Annotated in this window: 17 protein-coding genes and 2 tRNA genes; 8 read left to right on the top strand and 11 right to left on the bottom strand. The window is 74.1% G+C overall.

The window, feature by feature from the left end; all coding sequences use genetic code 11:
• Window positions 1–68: 68 nt before the first annotated feature.
• From NR072_RS11560 to NR072_RS05745, 4 genes are all read right to left on the bottom strand, one after another.
• Entirely contained in the window at window positions 69–1010 is a 942-nt protein-coding gene (locus NR072_RS11560; protein ID WP_256836461.1) for a DNA-formamidopyrimidine glycosylase family protein, read from the bottom strand.
• A 14-nt stretch (window positions 1011–1024) separates the two neighbouring features.
• Entirely contained in the window at window positions 1025–1537 is a 513-nt protein-coding gene (locus NR072_RS05755; RefSeq protein ID WP_256836460.1) for a VOC family protein, read from the bottom strand.
• 137 nt (window positions 1538–1674) lie between these two features.
• Window positions 1675–6729 (bottom strand): ATP-dependent helicase, encoded by a 5055-nt coding sequence (locus NR072_RS05750; protein WP_256836459.1) that lies wholly within the window; start codon window positions 6727–6729, stop codon window positions 1675–1677.
• A complete protein-coding gene (locus tag NR072_RS05745; RefSeq protein ID WP_174232859.1) occupies window positions 6726–7184 on the bottom strand; it encodes a 23S rRNA (pseudouridine(1915)-N(3))-methyltransferase RlmH in 459 nt (152 codons plus the stop codon). The genes NR072_RS05750 and NR072_RS05745 overlap by 4 nt, the downstream gene beginning before the upstream one ends.
• 105 nt (window positions 7185–7289) lie before the next feature.
• Here NR072_RS05745 and NR072_RS05740 point away from each other — a divergent pair, with 105 nt between their 5' ends.
• Complete coding sequence (locus NR072_RS05740; protein ID WP_256836457.1) at window positions 7290–8378, top strand: alpha/beta hydrolase; 1089 nt, start codon at window positions 7290–7292, stop codon at window positions 8376–8378.
• Window positions 8379–8444: 66 nt separating this feature from the next.
• On the opposite strand, the gene NR072_RS05735 is transcribed toward NR072_RS05740, so the two are convergent.
• A tRNA-Ser gene (locus NR072_RS05735) sits at window positions 8445–8535 on the bottom strand.
• A gap of 74 nt (window positions 8536–8609) precedes the next feature.
• Window positions 8610–9116: a nucleoside deaminase gene (locus NR072_RS05730; RefSeq protein ID WP_002854128.1), complete on the bottom strand. Its 507-nt coding sequence runs from the start codon at window positions 9114–9116 to the stop codon at window positions 8610–8612.
• Between the two features lie 83 nt (window positions 9117–9199).
• Between NR072_RS05730 and upp the strand changes: the two genes are divergently transcribed.
• The 3 genes from upp (at window position 9200) to NR072_RS05715 (ending at window position 11694) form a co-directional block, all read left to right on the top strand.
• Window positions 9200–9835: a uracil phosphoribosyltransferase gene (upp, locus tag NR072_RS05725; protein WP_010079486.1), complete on the top strand. Its 636-nt coding sequence runs from the start codon at window positions 9200–9202 to the stop codon at window positions 9833–9835.
• A 475-nt stretch (window positions 9836–10310) separates the two neighbouring features.
• The gene (locus NR072_RS05720) at window positions 10311–11099 is read left to right on the top strand and encodes a winged helix-turn-helix domain-containing protein (protein WP_256836456.1); all 789 of its coding nucleotides are present in this window, start codon (window positions 10311–10313) and stop codon (window positions 11097–11099) included.
• A gap of 70 nt (window positions 11100–11169) precedes the next feature.
• Window positions 11170–11694, top strand: a complete 525-nt coding sequence (locus NR072_RS05715; protein ID WP_002854135.1) for a histidine phosphatase family protein — start codon at window positions 11170–11172, stop codon at window positions 11692–11694.
• Between the two features lie 89 nt (window positions 11695–11783).
• Here the strand turns inward: NR072_RS05715 and NR072_RS05710 are convergent.
• Window positions 11784–11857, bottom strand: a tRNA-Arg gene (locus NR072_RS05710).
• A 244-nt stretch (window positions 11858–12101) separates the two neighbouring features.
• Between NR072_RS05710 and NR072_RS05705 the strand changes: the two genes are divergently transcribed.
• Window positions 12102–13946, top strand: a complete 1845-nt coding sequence (locus NR072_RS05705; protein WP_049147908.1) for a phosphoenolpyruvate carboxykinase (GTP) — start codon at window positions 12102–12104, stop codon at window positions 13944–13946.
• Window positions 13947–14012: 66 nt separating this feature from the next.
• On the opposite strand, the gene NR072_RS05700 is transcribed toward NR072_RS05705, so the two are convergent.
• Together NR072_RS05700 and NR072_RS05695 are read right to left on the bottom strand one after the other, a co-directional pair.
• The gene (locus NR072_RS05700; RefSeq protein ID WP_230260217.1) at window positions 14013–15203 is read right to left on the bottom strand and encodes a globin domain-containing protein; all 1191 of its coding nucleotides are present in this window, start codon (window positions 15201–15203) and stop codon (window positions 14013–14015) included.
• A gap of 94 nt (window positions 15204–15297) precedes the next feature.
• Window positions 15298–15756, bottom strand: coding sequence for an Rrf2 family transcriptional regulator (locus NR072_RS05695; RefSeq protein ID WP_225348269.1), 459 nt, complete (start codon window positions 15754–15756; stop codon window positions 15298–15300).
• A gap of 71 nt (window positions 15757–15827) precedes the next feature.
• On the opposite strand from NR072_RS05695, the gene NR072_RS05690 reads away from it, so the two are divergent.
• The gene (locus tag NR072_RS05690) at window positions 15828–18023 is read left to right on the top strand and encodes a RecQ family ATP-dependent DNA helicase (RefSeq protein ID WP_225348270.1); all 2196 of its coding nucleotides are present in this window, start codon (window positions 15828–15830) and stop codon (window positions 18021–18023) included.
• A 10-nt stretch (window positions 18024–18033) separates the two neighbouring features.
• Here NR072_RS05690 and NR072_RS05685 read toward each other — a convergent pair whose 3' ends face one another.
• Complete coding sequence (locus NR072_RS05685) at window positions 18034–19509, bottom strand: phosphomannomutase/phosphoglucomutase (protein WP_123244170.1); 1476 nt, start codon at window positions 19507–19509, stop codon at window positions 18034–18036.
• Window positions 19510–19650: 141 nt separating this feature from the next.
• On the opposite strand from NR072_RS05685, the gene NR072_RS05680 reads away from it, so the two are divergent.
• Complete coding sequence (locus tag NR072_RS05680; protein ID WP_255419543.1) at window positions 19651–20802, top strand: MFS transporter; 1152 nt, start codon at window positions 19651–19653, stop codon at window positions 20800–20802.
• 45 nt (window positions 20803–20847) lie between these two features.
• Here NR072_RS05680 and NR072_RS05675 read toward each other — a convergent pair whose 3' ends face one another.
• Window positions 20848–22185 (bottom strand): hypothetical protein, encoded by a 1338-nt coding sequence (locus tag NR072_RS05675; RefSeq protein WP_049147903.1) that lies wholly within the window; start codon window positions 22183–22185, stop codon window positions 20848–20850.
• A 196-nt stretch (window positions 22186–22381) separates the two neighbouring features.
• Between NR072_RS05675 and NR072_RS05670 the strand changes: the two genes are divergently transcribed.
• Window positions 22382–23218, top strand: a complete 837-nt coding sequence (locus NR072_RS05670; protein WP_049147902.1) for a hypothetical protein — start codon at window positions 22382–22384, stop codon at window positions 23216–23218.
• Window positions 23219–23280: the final 62 nt, after the last annotated feature.

Genomic DNA, 23280 nt, shown 5'->3' with positions numbered 1-23280 from the left:
CTCGGGTCGGGGCGGGTTCAGCGTAGGGAACGGGGACGACACGCGGCCACCGTTCGGGTGCGTCCGGCTCAGCGCTGGCAGTGCGGGCACCACCACAGCCGCCGCGCGTCGTCCTCGGGGGAGCCGTAGTCCTCCTGGTGGACGGGGCCGCGGCAGCGCAGGCACGGGGTGCGGTCGTGCCCGTAGACCCAGTACGACGGCGTCCCCCCACCGCGCGCGCCTGGCGTCCGGCCGGGTGCCGTGCCGGGTGACGGACCGGCCGGAACCAGCACCTCGACCCCGAAGGGTCGCGCCGGGTTCGGGCGCACGCCTGTGGTCCGGCGCCGGGCCCCCGCGGCGGGGGCGGCGGGCGGGACGTTGGCGCGCAGCAGGTCCCGGGCGAGCAGCACGAGTCCGGCGACGTCGTCGACCTCACCGATCGGCCGGTGCGGGTCGATGCCGGCCAGCAGGAGGGCCTCGCAGCGGTAGATGTTGCCGATCCCGGAGACGAGCCGCTGGTCGAGCAGGGCCAGGCCGACCGGCCGCTCGGGCCGGGCCGTGAGCCGCCGCACGCCCTCGGCGAGCAGCGCGGCGCCGTCGTCGGGCGTGTCCCAGGCCGGGTCCAGCAGGTCGGGGCCGAGGTGGCCGAGGACGGTGGCCTCGTCGGCGGTGGGCACGAGGGTGAGCAGGCCCAGCTGGGCGCCGAGCACGCGGTGCTCCGCCGTCTCCAGCGCCGCCCGCACCTGCCAGGCGGGGGCGCCCCACCGCGCGTCGACGGCGGAGACGAGCCAGCGCCCCTCCATCTTCAGGTGCGAGATCAGCGTGAGCGGCCGGGCCCCGGGGCGATCCGTGGGCGGGGTCAGCCGCATCAGCAGGTACTTGGCGCGCGGCAGGACCTCGGCCACCGTCCAGCCGGTCAGGTCCGCGGTGGCGTGGCGGGGCACGCGCAGATCCGCGTGCGTCAGGACCCGGCCCTCGAGCACGGGGCGGAGCCGGTGCGCGACGCGGACGAGGGAGTCGCCTTCAGGCACGGGCCGTCACCGGCTCAGGCCGCGTTGAGCTGCCAGGTCACGCCGAAGCGGTCCCCGACCCACGCGAAGCGGCGGGAGAAGCCGTAGTCGTCGGGCGGCATGTAGTCACGGCCGCCGCCGGCGAGGAGCGCGTCGTGGATGGCGTCGACCGCGGTGGCGTCCGGCAGCTCGACGAACAGGCTGATGGCCGGGGTGAACGTGAACCCGTGCGGGGTGAAGGAGTCGAAGAACCGCAGCCGTTGGCCGGCGATCTCGAGCTCGCCGTGCAGGACCTTGCCCGCCCATGCGGCGCCGCGCGGGGAGGAGTCGTCGAAGAGGTCGCGGCGGACCTCGGTGACCGGCAGGTGCTCCACGAACGCGGTGAGGTAGGCGTCCATGGCCGCACCGGCGTCGCCCTCGAACAGGAGGAACGGGGTGACGGAGGGGTCCGAGGGGTGCGGCAGGGAGTCCTCGAGGGCCTCGGGGGCGGGGGACGTGCCCGTGGGGGCGGTGCCCACGTCCTCGGGCGGGGCGGCGTCGATGCTCATGGGCCGAACCTACCCCCGGGACCCGTCGCCGCGACAGGGCCACCCCGGGCAACGTGGGTTGAGTTGTCGCGGGTGTTCGACGGCGGGACCCGCGACAACTCAACCCGCGTTGCGGACGGACGGACGGACACGGGCTCTCAGTTCCGGAACCGGATCCCCGACGGGCTCGAGTAGAACCCCGCGGCCAGCAGCGCCGCGGCCAGCGGCGTGCCGAGGACGGGCCCGCCGTTGACCTTCTCCAGGCTCAGCCGCTCGGTCCGGCCGGTGCGCAATGCCCACACGAGCGCCTCCGCCGCGGCCCGCAGCTCGCCCGGCTCCTCCGTGAACGCGAGCAGCGTGCGCCCGCCGCGCTCCATGTAGAGGGCCAGCCGCCCCGAGATCAGCACGACGACGGCGCCCGCCTTCCGGCCCGGGCGGTGGCCCGTGGGCACGACGCCGTCCGGCCCGGCCGGCACGGACGGCCAGTCCAGCGCGGCGCCGTAGGGGTTCGCCGGATCCGTCGCGGCCAGGGCGAGGGCGAGCGGGGCGGCGTCGACGGCGGCGTCCTCCTCGTCCCGCTGGAACCCGCGCAGCCGATCCACGACGGCGCCGGTGGAGAACTGTGCGCCGCCCAGCCCGTCGACGAAGTGGCCGCGGCGCACCTGTCCCGCGTCCTCCATCCGGGTGAGCAGACGGTACTGCCCCGCGAACCCGCCGGGGACCTCCTCGGCCACCACGGAGCCGCGCGTGATCACGCCGTACCGGTCCAGCAGCAGCTCGGCGGTGGCGTGGGCGCGGATCGTGGGGTCCTGCTCGGCGGCCGGCAGCAGGGACCAGCGGCCGGCCGAGCGGGCCTGCTCGGCGGCCGAGAGCCCGACGGTCCCCGCCGTGAGACCGGCCGAGCCCCGGGCGCCGTCCTCGGACGAGGTGAGCCCCGCGTACCGGCCACGCCCGCGCACCCCGGCCAGCCGCCCGCCGAGTCCGCGCCCGGCCGCCGCCCCCGCGGCCCCGCCCGTCCGCGCGGTGCGGGCCCGCGGCATCTGCCGGCCGGTGCGGTGCGCGGTCTTGCCGAGCGAGAGCAGGCCGCGGACGGGGGCGAACGTGTCGTTGCCGACCCGGCCGTCCCACACCAGGCCCCACAGCGCGCCCAGCACCGCGGGTCCGCGGGCCAGGTCGGCCGGGCCGCGGTGCGGGTCGGGCCCGACCGCCCCGCCCGCAGCCCCCGTGCCGCCGTCGCCGGCCGCCGCCTGCACCGCCCGCACCCGCTCCACGAGCTGGGGGAAGAACCAGGCCCCGCCGCCGGCGAGCACCTCGAGCACGGCCGCGCGCAGGGCGGCGTCGGCGGGCGTCTCCTCGGTGGGCTCGGGCAGGCGCAGCGTGAGGTCCACGGCGTCGGCGGGGTGCAGGGCCACCCAGCCGTCGTTGCCGGTGGCCTCCCCGACGCCCGACCACACGTACTCGCCCGTGGCCAGCAGCTCGTCGAGCAGGGCGGGGGCGTAGTCCCGCACGCGGGCGGGCAGCACGAGGGACTCCCACGCGCTCGCGGGCAGGGGCGTGCCGGCCAGCTGGTCCAGGACGGTGGCCACCCCGTCCACGCCCTCGAGCGTGGCCGGCGGCCGCCAGGCCCCGTCGCGCCCCGTCCGCGGCCGCAGGTGCTGCCAGTCGGCGAGGAACCGGGCGTACGCGGCCTGGTCCACCGGCTCGACCTCGGCGCGCAGCGCGGCGAGGGAGCGCATGCGGATCCGCCGCAGCACCTCGGCGTCGCACCACTCGGCGTCCAGGCCGGCGGCTCCGGGGGTGCCCTCCGGCCGGAACGCGCCCGTGCTCACGCGGCGCTCGGTGGCCAGGCGCTGCAGCACCGACAGCACGACGGCGCCCCCCAGCCCCAGCGCGGCCCCCGCCTCGGCGGCGGTGAAGGGGCCGTGGGTGCGGGCGTAGCGGCCCACGAGGTCCCCGAGCGGGTCGTCGACCGGGTCGAGGAACGCGGTGGGCACTCCGTGCGGGATCGGCGTGCCGAGCGCGTCCCGCAGGCGGGCGGCGTCCTCGACGGCGGCGAACCGCTCGACCCCGTCCTGGCGCAGGCGGAACGCGCGGCCGGCGCGCTCGAGCTCCGCCAGCATCCCGGCGACGGCGGCCTCGTCCGCGGCCTCCTCCGTCTCCCCTTCGGCCCGTGTGCGCCGCGCGGCCTCGGCCACGGACAGCGGCCCCAGCAGGCGCAGCAGGTCCGCCACGCCCTCGGCCCCGCGGGCGCGCCGGTCGGGTGCGAGCCGCTGCAGCTGGGCCTCGACCTCCGCGATGACCCCGGCGTCGAGCAGCTCGCGCAGCTCCTCCGTGCCCAGCAGCTCGGACAGCAGCGCCGGGTCGAGGGAGAGCGCGGCGGCGCGGCGCTCGGCCAGCGGGGAGTCGCCCTCGTAGATGAACTGGGCGATGTAGCCGAACAGGATGGACTGGCTGAACGGCGAGGGCGCCGTCGTCGTGACCTCCACGAGCCGGACGGCCCGCGAGGACACCCGCCCCGCGAGCTCCTTGAGCGCAGGGAGGTCGTAGACGTCCTGGAGCACCTCGCGCACGGTCTCCAGGATCACGGGGAACCGCGGGTGCTTCCGCGCCACGTCCAGCAGCTGCGCGGACCGCTGCCGCTGCTGCCACAGGGGGGTCCGCCGCCCGGGGTCACGGCGCGGCAGCAGCAGGGACCGGGCCGCGTTCTCCCGGAACCGGGCGGCGAACAGCGCGGACCCGCCGACCTCCGCCGTGACGATTTCACCCAGCTCCTCGGCCGTGAACTCGAACAGCTCCGCGCCCGGCGGCTCCGCGTCCATCAGGGGGATGCGCAGCACGATCCCGTCGTCGGCCGCCATCGCCGCGCCCGAGCCGGTCTCCAGCCCGTACCGCTGCGCCAGCCGCGCCCCCACCGCGAGCGCCCACGGGGCGTGCACCGCCATGCCGTAGGGGGAGTGCAGCACCACGCGCCAGTCGCCGAGCTCGTCCGTGAACCGCTCCACCACGAGCGTCTGCTCGGTGGGCAGCACCCCGGTGGCCTCGCGCTGGTCCTTCAGGTAGGCCAGCAGGTTGTCCTGCGCCCACGGGTCCAGGCCCGCGGCGGCCAGGCGGGTGCGGCCGGCCTCGGGGTCCGCGTCCAGCTCGCGGCGGAAGCGCCCGACGGCGTCGCCCAGCTCCGCCGGCCGGCCCGCGGCGTCGCCCCGCCAGAACGGGAGCTTGCCGGGCTGCCCGTAGGCGGGCAGCACCAGGACGCGGTCCGCGGTGATGTCCACGATGCGCCAGCTCGTGGCGCCCAGCAGGATGACGTCCCCCACGCGGGACTCGTAGACCATCTCCTCGTCGAGCTCGCCGACCCGGCGCCCGCCGGAGCGGGCCGAGCCCGCGGACGCGGAGCCCGCCGACTCGGCCGTGTCCCCGGCCGCCGCGCCGCCGGGGGTGCCGTCCGCGCCGCCGTCGGAGGCCAGGAACACCCCGAACAGGCCGCGGTCCGGGATGGTGCCGCCCGAGGTGACCGCGAGGCGCTGGGCGCCGGGGCGGGCGGCGAGCGTGCCGTTCTCCCGGTCCCACAGGATGCGCGGGCGCAGCTCGGCGAACTCGTCCGAGGGGTAGCGGCCGGCCAGCAGGTCGAGCACGGACTCGTAGGCGGAGAACGGCAGCGTGGCGAACGGCGCGGACCGGCGCACGAGGTCGAACCACTCCTGCGCGTCCAGGTCCGCGACGGCGACGGCGGCCACGGTGTGCTGGGCGAGGATGTCCAGCGGGTTGGCGGGGATCCGCAGCGACTCGATGCGCCCGGCCGTCATGCGCTCGGCCACGACGGCGGTGTCCACGAGGTCGCCCCGGTGCTTGGGGAAGAACACGCCGCGGGAGACCTCACCCACCTGGTGGCCGGCGCGGCCCACGCGCTGCAGACCGGAGGCCACCGAGGGCGGCGACTCGACCTGGATCACCTGGTCCACCGCGCCCATGTCGATGCCCAGCTCGAGCGAGCTCGTGGCCACGACGCAGCGGATCTGGCCGGTCTTCAGCGCCTCCTCGACGATGGCGCGCTGCTCCTTGGACACGGAGCCGTGGTGGGCGCGGGCGAAGTCGGAGACGGTGCCCGATCCGGTGCCGGTCTGCCCGGCCACCTGGGCGGGGCCGTGGAAGCCGGTCGGGTCCGGTGTGCGGAAGCCGGGGACGGCGTCCGGGTGCTCGGCCGCGGCGGCCGCCTCGGCGCGGGCCTCCCAGATCTCGTTGAGCCGACCGGTGAGGCGCTCGGCCAGGCGCCGGGAGTTGGCGAACACGAGCGTGGAACGCCGCTCGGCCACCAGGTCCACGATCCGCTCCTCGACGTGCGGCCAGATGGACCCGCCCGTCACCGCGCCCTCGTCGCCGAGCCCGCCCGTCGAGGAGCCGGGCCCCAGGTCGTGGGCTGCGGCGGGGGAGGAGAGGTCCGTCAGGTCCGGCACCGGCACCGTGACCGTCAGGTCCCAGCGCTTGGCCGAGGCGGGCCGCACCACCGTCACCGGCTGCGTGCCGCCGAGGAACCGGGCCACCTCGGCGGCCGGCTCGACCGTGGCGGACAGGCCGATCCGCTGCACCGGCGTGTCCAGCAGGGCGTCCAGGCGCTCGAGGGAGACGGCCAGGTGGGCGCCGCGCTTGGTCCCGGCCACGGCGTGCACCTCGTCCACGATCACCGTGCGGACCCCGGCCAGCGCCGCTCGGGCCTGCGAGGTGAGCATGAGGTACAGCGACTCGGGCGTGGTGATGAGGATGTCCGGCGGATCCTGCTGCAGGCGCCGCCGCTCGGCCGCCGGGGTGTCCCCGGAGCGCACACCCACCCGCACGCGCGGCACGGGCCTGCCCTGGTGCGCGGCGGTCTGCCTGATGCCCACCAGCGGGGCCCGCAGGTTCCGCTCCACATCCACGCCGAGCGCCTTCAGCGGCGAGACGTAGAGGACGCGGGTGGCCGCCGTCCCCTCGGCGGCGGGCTCGCGCACGAACGAGTCGAGCGCCCAGAGGAAGGAGGAGAGGGTCTTGCCCGAGCCGGTCGGCGCGATCACCAGCGCGTGCCGCCCCGAGGAGATCGCGTCCCACGCGCCGAGCTGGGCCGGCGTCGGGGCCTCGAACGCGCCCGTGAACCAGGCGCGCGTGGGTTCGGTGAACCGGCCCAGGACGACGTCGGCCGCGGGCGTGGCCGAGCCCGCTGCGGTCTCCGCGGGCCCGCTCATGCGTGGTGGTATGGTCGGCCGGCGGAGATCTCCTGGGCTCGGTAGACCTGCTCCGCCAGGATCAGCCGCACGAGCTGGTGCGGGAAGACGAGCGGGGACAGGGACCAGACGCGGTCCGCGCGGGCGTGGACCCGGGCGTCCACCCCGTACGCGCCTCCGATCACCATCGTCACCGGGGCGCCGACGTCGAACCGGCTCTGCAGGTGCCGCGCCAGACCCGGCGAGTCGAACGCCGTCCCCCGCTCGTCCAGCAGGATCAGGTGCTCGTCCGCGCCGACCGCGCCCAGGATCCGGTCCGACTCCTCCGTGCGCGCCGCCTCCTCCTGCCGCGCGGAGTGCGGCAGCAGACGCCACGAGAGGTCGTAGGGCTTCTTGAGGCGACGCTCGTAGCGGTCGATCCCGTCGACGACCCACGCCTCATGCTTCTTGCCGATGGCCAGCACCCGAACAGACATGGCCCCATGATCGCACCGGCCGCGGACACGGTACGGGGGTCGGCCGCCGCCGCTCGGTTACGCTCGCCGGGGCGGGGTGCCTGGCTCCGCACCGGAAGGGGGCCCATGACGTCGACCGCACGGTCCGCGCGGGTGTCCCGCCGCGCCGCGCTCGGCCTCGGGGTCGGCGCCCTCGCGGTGGGCGGGGTGGCCGTCGTCGCCGACCTGGCCGGCGCGCCCGCCGGGCCGCTGGGCGCCAACGCGACGGCCCTGTACGGCATGCGCAGCTCCACCGGCCACACGTACGCGGCCCTGCCCGGGCGCGCCGGACGCATCGACGTGTACCGGCCGCCGGGCCAGGGCCCGTTCCCGGTCCTCGTGTGGAACGCGGGCTCCGGCTGGCGCAGCGATCGCGGCTACAGCGACGGCGCCGACGTCGCCCGCGGCCTGGTCCCGCACGGCTACGCCGTCGCCGCGTTCTCGGTGCGCAGCTCCAAGCAGGGCACGTTCCCTGCCCAGGTGGAGGACGCGACGGCGGCGGTCCGCTGGGTGCGGCGCAACGCCCCGGGCCTGCAGCTGGACGCGGGGCGGGTGGCGGTGGCCGGCTCGTCATCGGGCGGCTGGAACGCCCTCATGGCCGGCCTCACGGGCGGGCAGGACCTGGACCGGGAGCAGGTGCCGCCGCCCGGCCGGGAGGTGCCCGACGGCGGCCACGCGATCCCGGAGGAGGACCGCGTCCAGGCGATCGTGGACTTCTTCGGCCCCACGGACTTCCTGACGATGAACCGTCAGATGCTCCCGGGCGCGTGCGCGGACTACAACCGCGCGAACCGGCTCGAGCACTGCCACCTCGACGACCGCAGCACCAAGTCGGACATGCTGGGGGTACCGGTCCTGGCCTCGGGCGGCCTGACCCGGCTGGCCTCGCCGATCACACACGTGCGCCCGGACTCGCCGCCCCTGCTGGTCGTCCACGGGCGCAAGGACGTCACGGTCCCGTGGGGGCAGAGCCTCGAGCTGTACCGGGCCGCCGAGGCCGCCGGACTGCGCACCGCGTTCTACTCGGTGGCCGAGGGCGGCCACGACCTGGGCATGATGACCGCGAAGACCCGCAGCGCGGAGGTGCTCCGCACCGGTGTGCCGGCCAGCGCCGTGCACGCCACCATCTCGTGGTCCGCGGTGGCCTCGTTCCTGGACGCCGTCCTGCCGCGCTGAGCCGGCGGCCGGACCCGCCCCGGCATGGCGAAAGCCCGGGAACACGAGGCTCCCGGGCTTCACATCTGGCGGTGACGGTGGGATTTGAACCCACGGTACGGGGTTACCGTACACAGCATTTCGAGTGCTGCACCTTCGGCCGCTCGGACACGTCACCAGACCAGGACACCCTACCCGAGCCGTGGCGGCGCGCCCAAACCGGCCGCCCGCCGGCGTCGGGCGCGGGCGCGTTCAGTCGCGCTGTGCCGCGAAGAACCCCCGCAGCAGCGCCGCGCTCTCCTCGGAACGGACGCCGGCGCGGACCTGCACCTGGTGGTTGAAGCGGGGGTCGCGGACCACATCCAGCACCGATCCGCACGCGCCCGCCTTCGGGTCCCACGCCCCGAACACGACGCGCGGGATCCGGGCCAGCAGCAGCGCACCGGCGCACATGGGGCAGGGCTCGAGGGTCACCACGAGGGTGCAGTCCGTCAGGCGCCAGCCGTCGCCCGCTCCGGCGGCGGCCCGCAGCTCCGCGCCGCGGCGCAGCGCGAGGACCTCGGCGTGGGCGGTGGGGTCGTGGTGCTGCTCGCGCTCGTTCCCGACGACGGCCAGGACGGTCCCGTCGCCGGCCACGAGCGCGGCGCCGATCGGCACGTCGCCGGCCGCTCCGGCCGCGCGGGCGGCCCGGAGTGCCAGGCCCATCCACGCGTGCTCCTGCTCGGCCGTGGGCGCGGGGGAGGGGACGGGGGCGGACACGCGGCCAGCCTAGCGGCGGTGTCGGCGCCCCCGCGGGCGCGGGGACGGGCGGAGGGGCGCGCGTGGGCGGTACCGTGGGCGCCATGCGCGTCCACATCGTCGACCACCCGCTCGTGGCCCACAAGCTCAGCGTCCTGCGGGACAAGAAGACCCCGTCCATGATCTTCCGGCAGCTCACGGAGGAGCTCGTGATGCTGCTCGCCTACGAGGCGACGCGCGACGTGGCCATGGAGGAGGTGCGGATCGAGACCCCGGTGACCGAGACCACCGGCTTTCGGCTGGCCCGCCCGCGTCCGCTGGTCGTGCCGATCCTGCGCGCGGGGCTCGGGATGCTGGAGGGGATGACCAAGATGGCGCCGTCCGCCGAGGTCGGGTTCCTCGGCATGGCCCGCAATGAGGAGACGCTGGACATCGTCACCTACGCGGAGCGGCTGCCGGCCGACCTGTCCGGGCGTCACGTGTTCGTCCTGGACCCCATGCTGGCCACGGGCGGCACGCTGATCGAGGCCATCCGCTTCCTCTACCAGCGCGGCGCGGCGCGGGTCACATGCCTCTGCCTGCTCGGAGCGCCCGAGGGCATCGAGCGGTTGGAGGCCTCGCTGGGCGACGTCGAGGTGGACCTGTACCTGGCCGCCGTCGACGAGCGCCTGGACGAGCGGTCCTACATCGTCCCCGGCCTCGGCGACGCCGGCGACCGGCTCTACGGCCTGGCGGAATGACCTGAACGGACCTCCGCGTCCGCCACGAGACGGCCACGGCCCCCGCCCCCACCCGGCGGGGGCCGTGGCCGTCTCGTGGGAGCGTCTCCGGCGGGGACGTCAAGCGGAGCCGCGAATGTGTCGTCCATCTAGTGGACGTCGAGGCTCGCTGCGACCCGTCATCACGGCGTCACATGGCAAATCTGGAAGTCGCCTGCATAAATATTCCGCATACTCACTGGTATGTGCGGCACGCCCTGCCCTGTGGAGCGCTGAAAGAGTTATGCGGGCGAGCCGAGCGGCCGCGCAACGCTATTCCGATCCGCGAATAGTGATGTTGAGCACATTCAGGACTCGTTCTCTCAAATAGTGAGACAAAACCGCGAACGTTACTTGCCAGTCTCCTCGGTGAAGTCACATTCTTGTCATGTGACGCCTCGTCCGCCGCACCGACCGAGCGGTGGAGGGGCCATGAGCCGAAAGAGGAGTGGTGGCCATGGGTCAGTCCGCCGGATACGTGCACATCTCCGTCCGCAATGCGCAGCGCCGGGCCGACGGCATGTCCCGCCGAGGCCAGGCCCGCGCAGGCCTGCGCCTGGCCGGTGGCACCGACGCCCCCGACTCCCAGACGGCGCCGACGCCGGTCCTGGCGCCGAACGGCATTCCGGGCCCCCAGGCGGTGGCCCGGGAGAACGAGGCGCGTGGGTTCGTCATCTACGTGGGCATGGACGAGCTGGCCGCCTCGGCCGCCGGTACCTCCCTCACGCGGCTGGCCAACGAGCTGCGCCACTACGTGGAGTCCCTCGTCCCCGGCGCGGAGTCGCACGCCGCCGTCGCCCTGGCCCCCGCCGGCGCGGAGGGCCGCGACCTCGAGGTCGTGCGCCAGGTGCTCGGCGATCCGACCGTGCAGGGCCGCACCCGTCCCGACCTGGCGCAGGCACCGGCCCCCGTGTCCACGCGCCAGCCCGGTGTGCTGATCGACCTGTCCCGGCGCGAGGTGCAGCTGGACGGCGAGTCGCTGAATCTCACCTTCAAGGAGTTCGAGCTCCTGAACTACCTCGTGGAGAACGGCGAGCGCACCGTCGGCCGCGAGGAGCTGCTCGACGCCCTGTGGCGCAACGCCGACGAGGTGCCCAACGAGCGCACCATCGACGTGCACATCCGCCGACTGCGCGCCAAGCTCGGGCGTCTCGCGAACACCGTGCGCACCGTGCGCGGCCAGGGCTACCGCTTCTACCGCCACCCCGAGGTGGTCGTGTGGGCGGCACCGGAGTACAGCATCTGACCCGCGCCCGCCCGTGTCCGACGACGGTCCCCGCTCACCCGAGCGGGGGCCGTCGCCGTAGCCTGGCCGCATGAGCACCGCCGACGCGAAGACCCTGATCGTCCTCCGGCACGCCAAGGCCGGCTGGCCCGACGCGGCCGACGACCACGCCCGCCCGCTCGCCGAGCGGGGCCACGCCCAGGCGCCCGCCGCCGGTGACTGGCTCCGCGAGCACGACCTCGTCCCGGACGCCGTCGTGTGCTCCGATGCGCTACGCACCCGTCAGACGTGCGTGTGGGTGTGCGAGCGCCTGGGCGAGCTGGCACCCACGCCCTACCTGGACCCGCGGCTGTACGGCGCCGACGCGGCGCGGGCCCTGGCCGTCGTCAACGAGACGGAGGAGACCACGCGACGGCTGCTGGTGGTGGGCCACATGCCGTGGGTGCAGGAGCTGGGCATGCGGCTGATGAGCCTGGACTCGGACCAGGACGCGGCGTTGCGCATGAGCGAGCACTACCCGACGCTCGGGATGCAGGTGTTCCGGGTGGAGAAGCCGTGGGCCGAGCTCGACGGCCGCGACGCCGCCCTGACGCACTTCGTGGTTCCGGGGCGCTGACCTCCGCGGCGGCGCGCGTGGGGGCGTGGCAGAGGAGCGCGCCGACACGACGAAGGCCCCGCTCCAGCAGGAGCGGGGCCTTCCGATCGTGCGCCCAAAGGGATTCGAACCCCTGACCTTCTGTTCCGTAGACAGACGCTCTATCCAGCTGAGCTATGGGCGCATCATCCGATCCGCCGGAGCGGCTCGAACTCGTAGAACACTACAGGACCTCTCCGGCGAAGTGCAAATCGACGGTCTGCGGTGGTCTGAGTCGGGGGTGTGGCGGGGGCGCGGCCATGATAGCCGGGCTCGGGTACCATGGCAGGACCGTGCGGCCACAACGATGTGGTGCGCGCTTCGGCGGTGCACGCATCGGAGTGGACGGGACGGAACGGCCCCGGACCCCAATGGGAGGACTCTCCACCATGGCTGACAACGCCACCACCTCGTTCGCGGATCGCGCCCTGGCGGACGCGCCCACGGACTACGCCCAGCTGCGCGAGTGGGTCGCTCAGATTGCAGAGCTGACGCAGCCGGACTCCGTCCAGTGGGTCGACGGCTCCGAGGAGGAGCGCGACCGCCTCGCGGACGAGCTCGTGGCGGCGGGCACCCTGACCCGCCTGGCCGAGGACAAGTTCCCCAACTCCTTCGCCGCGTTCTCCGATCCCGCCGACGTCGCCCGCGTGGAGGACCGCACCTTCATCTGCTCCGAGAAGGAGGAGGACGCCGGCTTCACCAACAACTGGATGGACCCGGCGAAGATGCACGGCATCCTCGACGACGCGTTCACCGGCGCCATGCGCGGCCGCACCATGTACGTGATCCCGTTCGTGATGGGCCACCTCGACGCCGAGGACCCGAAGTACGGCGTGGAGATCACCGACTCCGCCTACGTGGTCCTGTCGATGCGCATCATGGCCCGCATCGGCCAGGACGTGCTGGACAAGATGTCCCGCGAGCAGGCCTTCTACGTGCCGGCCGTGCACTCCGTGGGCGCCCCGCTGGAGCCGGGCGAGCAGGACGTGCCGTGGCCGTGCAACGAGACCAAGTGGATCGTGCACTTCCCCGAGGAGCGCTCCATCTGGTCCTTCGGCTCCGGCTACGGCGGCAATGCCCTGCTCGGCAAGAAGTGCTACGCGCTGCGCATCGCCTCCGTGATGGCCCGGGACGAGGCCTGGCTCGCCGAGCACATGCTGATCCTCAAGCTGACCAACCCCGAGGGCCGGTCCTACCACATCACCGGTGCCTTCCCGTCGGCCTGCGGCAAGACCAACCTCGCCCTCATCGACCCCACGATCGAGGGCTGGAAGGCCGAGACCCTGGGCGACGACATCACCTGGATCCGCGCCGGCAAGGACGGCGAGTTCCGCGTGATCAACCCGGAGACCGGCTACTTCGGCGTCGCCCCCGGCACCGGCTGGTCCACCAACCCGAACGCCATGCGCGCGATCTCCAAGGGCAACTCCATCTTCACCAACGTCGCCCTCACCGACGACGGCGGCGTGTGGTGGGAGGGCATGACGGACGAGGTCCCCGAGCACCTCACCGACTGGCGCGGCAACGACTGGACGCCCGAGTCCGGCACCCCGGCCGCCCACCCGAACTCCCGGTTCTGCACGCCCATCGAGCAGACGGACATGCTGGCCGACGAGTACCGCGACCCGCGGGGTGTGAAGCTGGACGCCATCCTGTTCGGCGGCCGCCGCAAGACCACCGTGCCGCTGGTGACCGAGGCCTTCGACTGGGAGGACGGCATCCTCAAGGGCGCCACCCTCTCCTCGGAGACCACCGCGGCCGCCGCCGGCGCCGTCGGCGTGGTGCGCCGCGACCCGATGGCCATGCTGCCGTTCCTCGGCTACGACGCCGGCGACTACCTGGCCCACTGGGTCAGGGAGTCCGGCAAGGCCGACCCGGAGAAGCTGCCGCGCATCTACCTGGTCAACTGGTTCCGCCGCAACCGCGACGGCGGCTTCGCCTGGCCCGGCTTCGGCGAGAACTCGCGCGTCCTGAAGTGGGTCGTGGAGCGCCTCGAGGGCAAGGCCGAGGCCGAGGAGACCCCGATCGGTCTCGTTCCGGCCGCGGGCTCGCTCGACCTGTCCGGCATCGAGGTGTCGGCCGAGGACCTCGAGGACGCCCTCAAGGTCGACGCCGCGGAGTGGGCCGAGGAGAACGAGCTCATCGAGCAGTGGCTCGGCCGGTTCGGCGAGTCGCTGCCCGCCGTCGTGCGTGAGCGCTTCGAGGCGCAGAAGGCCCGGTTCGCCCAGGCCTGAGCCCCGGAACGCGGAACGGCCCGCACCCCGTGAGGGGTGCGGGCCGTTCCGCGTTCCGGGGCCGGATCAGGCGGCGAGCCAGAGGTCCGGGCCGAAGATCTCGTAGCGGATGGACGTCGCGGGCACGCCGGCGTCGATCAGCTTCGAGCGGGTGGACTGCATGAACGCGAGCGGGCCGCAGAGGATGACCTCGGCGCCGGAGGGGAGCTCGATCTCGGAGGGGTCCATGCGGCCCTCGTGGACGGTGATGCCCTCGGGCGCCTGCTCCGGGGCCACGCCGAGCCACAGGTGGGCCTGGGCGTTCGGCAGCGCGGAGAGCGACTCCGTGAGCTGCCCGAGCAGGGCCACGGACTCCAGGGAGGCATCGGCGTGCAGGACGACGACCTCACGGTCGGACCCCTGTTCGGCCAGCGAGCTCAGGATGGAGGCGGCCGGCGTGATGCCGATGCCGGCGGTCGCCAGGACCAGGGGAGCGGTGGAGTCCTCGTCCTCGAGGGTGATGTCGCCGTAGGGGTTGGACAGCTCGATGACGTCGCCGACCTCCACGTTCTGGATGAGCATGGGCGAGACCTCGCCGCCCTCGTCCAGCTTCACGGTGATGACACGTTCGGTGGTGGACTCGGCCTTCTCGGAGAGGGAGTACTGGCGGCACTGGCGCAGGCCGTCCTCGACCTTCAGGCGCACGGACACGTAGCCGCCGGCCCTGCCGCGGGACTGCGGGGTGTCGTCGGCCGGCTCGAAGCGGAAGGTGACGGCCGCGTTGCCGGTGGGCTCCTTTGCGACGACCTTCCAGTCCGTCCACATCCTGTCGTTGGCCTGCTGGGCGTAGAGGCCCTTCTCGATCTTGATAAGGGCGTCGGCCATGAGCCAGTAGACCTCGGTCCAGGCGTCGCCCACCGCGGGGGTGACGGCGTCGCCGAGCACCTCGCCGATGGCCCAGAAGAGGTTCTCGTAGACGATCGGGTACTGCTCCTCGACGATGCCGAGGGCGGTGTGCTTGTGGGCGATGCGGGACAGGACGGCCTCGGGCAGGGTGCCCGGGTTCTCGAGCAGGTGCACCGCGAACTTCACGATGGATCCGGCGAGGGCCTGGGCCTGCTCGCCGTTGCGCTGGTTGGCGCGGGAGAAGACGCCGTCGAGGAGCTCGGGGTGGGCCTCGAACATGTGGGCGTAGAACAGGGGCGTGATCTCCGGCATGTGCTCGGCGACGACGGCGGCGGTGGCCTCGATGACGGGGCGGGACTTCTCGGACAGCACGGGGGTCTCCGTCTCCAAGGTGGCGAATCTTGCGCTGTCTTTGCCAGATTACACCCGGCCGTCGCCGTCGGGAACTCGCCCCCGGCCCGTTCCGTCAGTGCGCCACGGGGATCTCCGGCAGGCCCAGCAGTACGGGCCCGCCGACAGGCCCAGCGCTCACCAGATCCCGGATCCGCACGGTGTCGAGTTCGGCGAGGAAGGCCTCGCGTGCGCGGTGCAGGGCGCCGCGCAGGCGGCAGTCGCCGGCGTAGGGGCACGCCACCCCGGAGTCGCGCCCGGCGTAGTCGATCACCTCGTCGCGGCTGCTCAGCGAGCGCACGAGCTCGCCCACACGCTGGTCCAGACCGGCCGCGGCGATCATGGCCCCGCCATGCCGACCGCGCAGCACCTCGATGGTCCCGCGGCGACGCAGCTCGGCGACCGCCTTGATCACGTGGTTGTAGGGCACCTGGATCCGGTCCGCGATCTGCTGGCTGGTGAGCCGTTCGCCCTCGGCGGCCGCGAGCGTCATCAGTACACGCAGGCAGACGTCGGTGTAGGCGCTCAGCTTCATCCCCCCATCATCCCACCGGTGCACGGCGCCGCCGCGCCTGCGGTGTCCGGGCCGGTTGGCATACTGACGCCATGGACGCCACCTCGCACCCCGACGCCGGCCCCCGCCTCCCCGAGACCTCCGTACCGGGGGGCGACGCCGCGCTGCACGAGGAGGCCCTGGCCGTCCTGCGTCGGCTCGTGGACCGGCCGGACGCGCGATTCAAGGACGGGCAGTTCGAGGCGATCGAGGCGCTCGTGGCCCACCGCCGCCGCGCCCTGGTGGTGCAGCGCACCGGCTGGGGCAAGTCCGCCGTGTACTTCGTGGCCTCCCTCCTGCTGCGCGCCCGCGGCGCGGGGCCCACGCTGATCGTCTCCCCGCTGCTCGCGCTCATGCGGGACCAGGTCGCGGCCGCCGCCCGGGCGGGCGTGCGCGCGGTGTCCGTGAGCTCGGCGAACGCCACGGAGTGGGACGAGGTCCGTGCTCGGCTCGCGGCGGACGAGGTGGACGTGCTGCTGATCTCGCCCGAGCGCCTCACGAACCCCCGGTTCCGGGACGAGCAGCTGCCGGACCTCGTGGCGCGCATGGGCCTGCTCGTGGTGGACGAGGCCCACTGCATCTCCGACTGGGGCCACGACTTCCGGCCGGACTACCGCCGCATCCGGGACCTGATCGGGCTGCTTCCCGCCGAGGGGCCGCGCGCGGTGCCCGTGCTGGCCACCACCGCCACGGCCAACGCCCGTGTGGTGGCGGACGTGGTGGAGCAGCTCGGCGTCGCCTCCGAGCAGGACGTGTTCGTGCTCCGCGGCCCCCTGGCCCGCGCCTCGCTGCGCCTGGGCGTGCTGCGCATGCCCAGCCCGGCCGCGCGCCTGGCCTGGCTCCTCGACCACCTCGGGGACCTGCCGGGCTCCGGGATCGTCTACACCCTCACCGTCTCCGCCGCCGAGGACACGGCGCGCGCCCTGCGCGAGGCGGGGCACGAGGTGGTCGCCTACACGGGCCGCACGGACCCGGAGCGTCGCGCCGAGATCGAGGAGGACCTCAAGGCCAACCAGGTGAAGGCCGTCGTGGCCACCTCGGCGCTCGGCATGGGCTTCGACAAGCCGGACCTGACGTTCGTGGTGCACCTCGGTGCGCCGGGCTCGCCCGTGGCGTACTACCAGCAGGTCGGCCGCGCCGGCCGCGGGACGGACCACGCGGACGTGCTCCTGCTGCCCGGGCCCGAGGACCGCCGCATCTGGGAGTACTTCGCCACCGCCTCCATGCCGGACGAGGAGCAGGCGCGCGCCGTGCTGGGGGCGCTCGCGGACCACGGCGGGGCCCTCTCCGCGGCGGCGCTCGAGCCGGCCGTGCGGATCAAGCGCACCACCCTGGAGCTGCTGCTCAAGGTCCTCGCCGTGGACGGGGCGGTCGAGCGGGTGGGCGGCGGCTGGCGTGCCACCGGGCGGGAATGGACGTACGACGCCGAGCGGTACGCCCGCGTGGCCGAGGCGCGCCGGGCCGAGGAGCGGCTCATGCTCGACTACCAGACCACGGACCGGTGCCGCATGGAGTTCCTGGCCCGCACCCTGGACGACCCCACCGCCGCGCCGTGCGGCCGCTGTGACGTCTGTGCCGGCCCCTGGTACCCGACGGGATCGGACGGGGCGGCGCGGGAGCGCGCGGAGGCCGCCCTGCGCCGCACCGGTGTGCCGATCGAGCCCCGTCGCATGTGGCCCTCGGGCATGGACCGGTTGGGCGTGCCCGTGAAGGGGCGCATCGCGCCCGAGTCACAGGCCGAGGAGGGTCGCGCGCTCGCCCGCCTGACGGACCTCGGGTGGGGCACCGTCCTGCGGGACCTGCTGGACCGGGAGGACGCCCCGGTGCCGGACGAGGTCCTGCGGGGCGCCGTCGACGTCCTGGCCGGCTGGGGGTGGCGGACGCGGCCGATCGCCGTCGTCGCGATGCCCTCGCGCACCCGCCCGCAGCTGGTGGGGTCGTTCGCCGAGGGGATCGCCCGGATCGGCCGGCTGCCGTTCCTCGGCTCGCTCGACCACGCGCGCGGCGGCCCCACGGCCGGGCCGGGCGGCAACAGCGCCTACCGGCTCGGGTCCGTGTACGGCCGGTTCGCCGTCCCCGAGGCGATGGCGCAGATGCTGCGCACCGCCCCGGACGCCGGCCGCCACGGCCCCGTGCTGCTGGTCGACGACCTCGTCGACTCGCGGTGGTCGCTCGCCGAGGCTGCGCGGGTGCTGCGCGAGGCCGGCGCGCAGGGGGTGCTGCCGCTCGTCCTCGCCCAGGCCGGATGAGCCGCCGCGGTCAGCGCTCCGCGCGGACGATCGCCAGCACGGCGTCGCGGAGTGCCTCCATGGTGGCGGCCGTGCGGGCCTCGCCGTTGTAGCGCAGGAACGGCTCCGTGTTGGACGGGCGGAGGTTGAACCACCACGTGCCGTCCTGGGCGGCGACCGTGGTGCCGTCCATGCGGGTCACCGTGGTGGCCACCCCGGCGAAGTCCTCGTGCACGGCCTGGCCCTCGCCGACGCCCTCGCCCACGGCGGGGGCGAACTGCGCCACCACCGCGGCCACGGCGGCGTCCTTGTCCTCGACCTGCGAGTTGATCTCGCCGGAGGCCACGTACGGCTCGTACTCCTCGGCCAGCTCGGACAGCGGCTGCTCCTGGCCGCCCAGGGCCGCCAGCACGTGCATGGCCGCGAGCATGCCGGTGTCCGCGTTGAAGAAGTCGCGGAAGTAGTAGTGCGCGGAGTGCTCGCCCCCGAACACGGCGGACTCGGCGGCCATGACCGCCTTGATGAAGGAGTGGCCCACGCGGGTCTCCACGGCCCGGCCCCCGTCGGCCGCCACGAGCTCGGGGACGGCGCGGGAGGTGATCAGGTTGTGGATGACCACGGGGGTCTGCTCGCCGTCGGCCTTCGCGCGGGCGATCTCGCGGCGGGCCACCAGGGCGGTGACCGCGGAGGGGGAGACCGGAGCGCCCTGCTCGTCGATCACGAAGCAGCGGTCGGCGTCGCCGTCGAAGGCCAGGCCGATGTCCGCACCGTGCTCCACGACGGCGGCCTGCAGGTCCCGCAGGTTCTCCGGCTCCAGAGGATTGGCCGGGTGGTTCGGGAAGGTGCCGTCCAGCTCGAAGTAGAGCGGCTCGATCTCCAGCGGCAGGGCGGCCGTCTCGGCGTCGCCGAGGACGGCCGGGGTGGTCTTGCCCGCCATGCCGTTGCCCGCGTCCACCACGACCTTCAGGCGGCGCACCCCCGTCAGGTCCACGAGCGAGCGCAGGTATGCGGCGTAGCCGGGGAGGATGTCCTCCTCCGTCACGGTGCCGGTGGTCTCGGCCGCGGGGATCTCACCGGCGTCGAGGTAGGCCTGGGCCGCGTCGCGGATCTCGAACAGCCCGGTGTCCGAGGAGACCGGCACGGCGCCGGCCTGGGCCATCTTCATGCCGTTGTACTCGGCCGGGTTGTGCGAGGCGGTGAACACCACGCCCGCGGCCTGCTTCACGCCCGCCGCGTAGTAGAGCATGTCCGTGGAGATCAGCCCCAGGGTGACGACGTCGGCGCCGCGGCGCGTGGCACCCTCGGCGAAGGCCGTCATGAACGCGGGCGAGGAGGGGCGCATGTCCCCGCCGACCAGCACGGTCTGACCGGCCAGGCCCAGCACGTCCACGAAGGCCGCGCCCACCGCGCGGACGCTCTCCGCCGTGATGGATTCGCCCACGATGCCGCGGACGTCGTACGCCTTGAAGGAGTCGTGCAGGTCGAGGGAGGGGGTCGAGGTAGTCACCCGACCGATCGTAGTGGACAGCCTGGATACAGTGAGGGCGTGCCCCCGACCACTCCGCCCCCGAGCGCGGGGCCCCCGGCCGTCCCGCCGTCGGGACCCGCGCCGGCCGCTCCCGGGGAGCCCGCGTACCGCAGGCTGCTGATCGGGCTGTTCCTGGCGGGGGTGGCCACGTTCGCCCAGCTCTACTCCCCGCAGGGCCTGCTGCCGCTCGTCAGCGACGACCTGGGCGTCCCCGCGGACCGTGCCGCCCTGCTCGTCTCCGCCAGCACACTCGGCCTCGCCGTGTCGGTGGTGCCGTGGTCCGTGGCCGGGGACCGGTGGGGCCGCCGACGCGCCATGGTGGTCTCGATGGTCTCCGCCAGTGCGTGCGCGCTCACGGGCGTCCTCGCACCCACGTTCGAGGCCATGCTGGGCCTGCGCCTGCTCGAGGGCATGGCGCATGGGGGCGTCGCGGGACTCGCCGTGGCGCTGCTGGCGGAGGAGGTGGTCCCGCACGCGGTCGCGGCTGCCGCCGGCACCTACATCGCCGGCACCACCCTCGGCGGGCTCTCCGGCCGGCTCCTCGCCCTGCCCGTCGCGGAGGCGTCCTCGTGGCGCGGCGGGATGCTGACCGTCACCGTGGTCGGGGTGCTGTGCACGGTCGGCTTCCTGGCGATCACGCCGCGCGCCCGGCGTTTCACGCCGTCGCCCACCTCCCCGGCGACGCTCGTGCGCATCGTGCGCGGTCACCTGCGCTCGCCGGAGCTCGTCGCCGTCTACCTGCAGGGGGCGCTGCTGATGGGCGGGTTCGTGGCGCTGTACAACTTCGTGGGGTACCGCCTGCTCGACCCGCCGTTCTCCTGGACGCCGACGGCGGCCGGCCTCGTCTTCCTCGCCTATCTCGCGGGCACGTGGTCGTCGCCGCGCGCGGGTCGGCTGGCCGCGCGGGTGGGACGGCTGCCCGTCCTGGCCGGCGCGACGGCGGCCATGGCGGCGGGCGTCGCCCTCACGTTGGTCCCGCATCCGGCGGTGCTGGTGCCTGCCCTCGTGCTCGTGACGGGCGCGTTCTTCGCCGCCCATGCCGTGGCCTCCGCGTGGTCCGGGACGGCCGCCCCCACGGGCCGCGCCCAGTCGACCTCCCTGTACAACTTCGCGTACTACGCCGGCTCGAGCCTCTTCGGCTGGCTGGGCGGCGTGTTCCACGAGTCCCACGGGTGGCCGGGGACGGTGCTGATGGTCCTGGCCCTGGTGCTGACCGCCCTGGCGAGCGCCGTCGTCGTGCTGCGCGGACGCGAGACGGCCCCGGCGCGCTGAGCCGGGGCCGTCATGGGGGCGGGTGTGAGCGGGCCGCCCGGCGGGTCACCAGCCGAGGTTCTCGGCATCCGTGCCGGTGGCGGACCGGGCCTGGTCGCGCCAGGCGGCGAGGACCTCCGGGTCCTGCAGCTCGAGCCACGCGATCATCTGCTGGTAGGTCACGCAGTAGGTGTCCTCCTCGACGCAGACCTCGCGCATGACCTTCTCCACAGCCGGGTTGAACGCGTTGAGACCCCAGTCGTTGAAGTGGTTGCCGAAGACCAGCGGGGCGCGGTTGCCCGCGAACGCCGAGTCGTACATGTAGCGGTAGGTGCGGTACTGGAAGTCGGTGAGTCGGGCGACGTCCTCCGGGATGTCCTTGCCGCCGTTGCCGGAGATCCAGAAGTTGTAGTCCATCGCCATCACGAACGGGCTGGCCGCGTCCTTCTCGGCGAGCACGGGGGACCAGGTCATCGGCATCTCGAACTCCCAGATCCCGTCCTCCTGGTAGGGCCAGGCGACGCCGGAGGCGGCCGCGGCACGCGACGTGTCGTACTCGAGTCCGTTGTCCTTCCACATCGGGACGAGCTGGTCCCACTCCCCGTCGAGGCAGGGCAGGCGTCCGCCCTTGACGTCGTCGGGGGTGACCTCCAGCGCCGGCAGGGAGCTGCCCGGGTTGTAGGCGCCGGGGTCGGAGAGGATGTCCGTGAACGAGCCGTACTCCTGCTTCCATTCGGCCGTGGACCACTGGTCTGCGCCGTACCTCGTGGGCGCGCACAGGTGACCCGCGTAGTGGGTGCCGATCTCGTGGCCGGCGGCGTGTGCCGTGTTGATGTTCTCGATGCGCTGCGCCACCTCGGCCTCGTCGCCGCCGAACTCCGTGCCCACGTAGCCGGGCTCGTTGCCGGGCGCCGTGTAGTTCTCCCGGTTGGCGGTCTCGATGAGGTTGATCGCGGACTGGAACACCGTGAACTTCGCGTCGGAGTCCGCCGCCGCGTCCAGGAAGGTCTTCCAGCGCGCGTCCTGACGGCCACCGTCGAAGGAGAAGAGGACGAACTGCGGCGGGCGTTCCTCCGCCGTGAAGGCCCGCATCGGCACGTCCTCATGGGAGCGGGCGGCCAGGGGGAGGGCGGGGTCCGCGGCGGCCGACGGCGAGCCCTCACCGGACGACGCCGCATCCGAGGACCGTCCCTGCGACGACGAGGCCTCCGATCCGTCCGCAGATGCGGGCGACGAGACGGCCGCGTCCGTGGCGCCGGAGGACCCGGCCGCCGTCCCCTCGTCCCCCTGCGGGGCGGCACAGCCGGCCAGCACGAGGGCGAGCGCCACCGACGTCCCCCACCAGCGGCGTCGCCGGGGCGAGGGGGTGTCGACGGTGCGGGCGGACGGGCGGGGGAAGGACATGCGGTCTCCTGGCTCGGTCGAGTGGCGGGCGGAGTGTCTCCTCCATGGCCGCCGTGACCAGACACGGAAGACTCCACGTTCCACCGTAGGGGAGGCCCCCCGGTGGCTCTGGAGCCCTGGCAGAACTGTGACCAGGTTGTGATGTGGCGCCGCGGCTGCCGGCATGGCCCTCGCGGGCCACACCTAGACTGGAGGCATGGAATATCTCGTCCCTGTCCTCGCGGTGGTCGTCATCGGCGCCCTCGCGTTCGCCGCCGCCCGGTGGATGTCGGCTGGTCGAGCGCGTCAGGCGGCGGATCAGCGCACGCCGTCCGGTCGCGGGCTGGACATCGGACCGGAGCGGGCGCGTCTGGCGGCGGGGCTGCTGGACGAGGACGCCCATCGGCGCGTGTACGGGCACATCGCCCAGAGCCGTGTGATGGAGGCCGTGCGCGACTACCGCGCCCACACGGGACGCGGCCTGAAGGACGCCGTCATGGACGTGCAGTCCCTCGCCGTGCATCCGCAGGTCTACTCCGAGCCGGTGCAGGAACCGGACGCCACGTCCGCCGGAGTCGCGGGGCCCGTTCCCGACGACCATGGGGAGCCCCACCGGGACGATGCGGCCCCGGCCGAGACCCCCGGGCCGAAGCGGCCCGGACAGGATTCGAGCGGGCGGGGGGAGCCGGACGCCCAGACGCCCGATCGCGAGACCTCTGACGCCGTGGCCGAGGACGACGCCCGGCAGGACGCCGACCACGACTCAGCAGCGCCGCCCGCAGACGAGTTGACGACCCTGACCGTCCCCGCCGAGTGGACCGCCGCCCCCGCTGAGGAGGAGCTCCCCTTCGAGGTCGAGGTGATGCGGGGGACGGAGTCCGTCCGGCTCTCCTCGCGGGACCTGCCGCCGTGGCTGCGCGACCAGCTCGCCGCCATGGTGCGGGACGGCAACCTCGAGTCCGCCGCCGTCCAGCTGTCCAGCCACTCGGAGCTCTCCGTGCCGGAGGCGTACGAGCTGCTGCGCCGCATGCGCGAGCGTCGCGGGGAGGGCTAGTTGTTGCGGGTCATGAGGTTCTTGGCACGAGGGCCGGGCTGAGATGAGACGAGTGGGCCTCT

Source organism: Micrococcus sp. Mcc89 (genome assembly GCF_024519795.1).
Classification (GTDB): Bacteria; Actinomycetota; Actinomycetes; order Actinomycetales; family Micrococcaceae; genus Micrococcus; species Micrococcus luteus.
Note: the sequence above shows the minus strand (reverse complement) of the source record. Positions and strands in the feature narration are given on the sequence as shown.

Bases quoted from the DNA above. Each gene is read 5' to 3' on its own strand.
- NR072_RS05755 (WP_256836460.1), bottom strand. From the start codon at position 1,537: ATGAGCATCGACGCCGCCCCGCCCGAGGACGTGGGCACCGCCCCCACG.
- NR072_RS05750 (WP_256836459.1), bottom strand. From the start codon at position 6,729: ATGAGCGGGCCCGCGGAGACCGCAGCGGGCTCGGCCACGCCCGCGGCC.
- NR072_RS05745 (WP_174232859.1), bottom strand. From the start codon at position 7,184: ATGTCTGTTCGGGTGCTGGCCATCGGCAAGAAGCATGAGGCGTGGGTC.
- NR072_RS05740 (WP_256836457.1), top strand. From the start codon at position 7,290: ATGACGTCGACCGCACGGTCCGCGCGGGTGTCCCGCCGCGCCGCGCTC.
- upp (WP_010079486.1), top strand. From the start codon at position 9,200: ATGCGCGTCCACATCGTCGACCACCCGCTCGTGGCCCACAAGCTCAGC.
- NR072_RS05720 (WP_256836456.1), top strand. From the start codon at position 10,311: ATGGGTCAGTCCGCCGGATACGTGCACATCTCCGTCCGCAATGCGCAG.
- NR072_RS05715 (WP_002854135.1), top strand. From the start codon at position 11,170: ATGAGCACCGCCGACGCGAAGACCCTGATCGTCCTCCGGCACGCCAAG.
- NR072_RS05705 (WP_049147908.1), top strand. From the start codon at position 12,102: ATGGCTGACAACGCCACCACCTCGTTCGCGGATCGCGCCCTGGCGGAC.
- NR072_RS05695 (WP_225348269.1), bottom strand. From the start codon at position 15,756: ATGAAGCTGAGCGCCTACACCGACGTCTGCCTGCGTGTACTGATGACG.
- NR072_RS05690 (WP_225348270.1), top strand. From the start codon at position 15,828: ATGGACGCCACCTCGCACCCCGACGCCGGCCCCCGCCTCCCCGAGACC.
- NR072_RS05675 (WP_049147903.1), bottom strand. From the start codon at position 22,185: ATGTCCTTCCCCCGCCCGTCCGCCCGCACCGTCGACACCCCCTCGCCC.
- NR072_RS05670 (WP_049147902.1), top strand. From the start codon at position 22,382: ATGGAATATCTCGTCCCTGTCCTCGCGGTGGTCGTCATCGGCGCCCTC.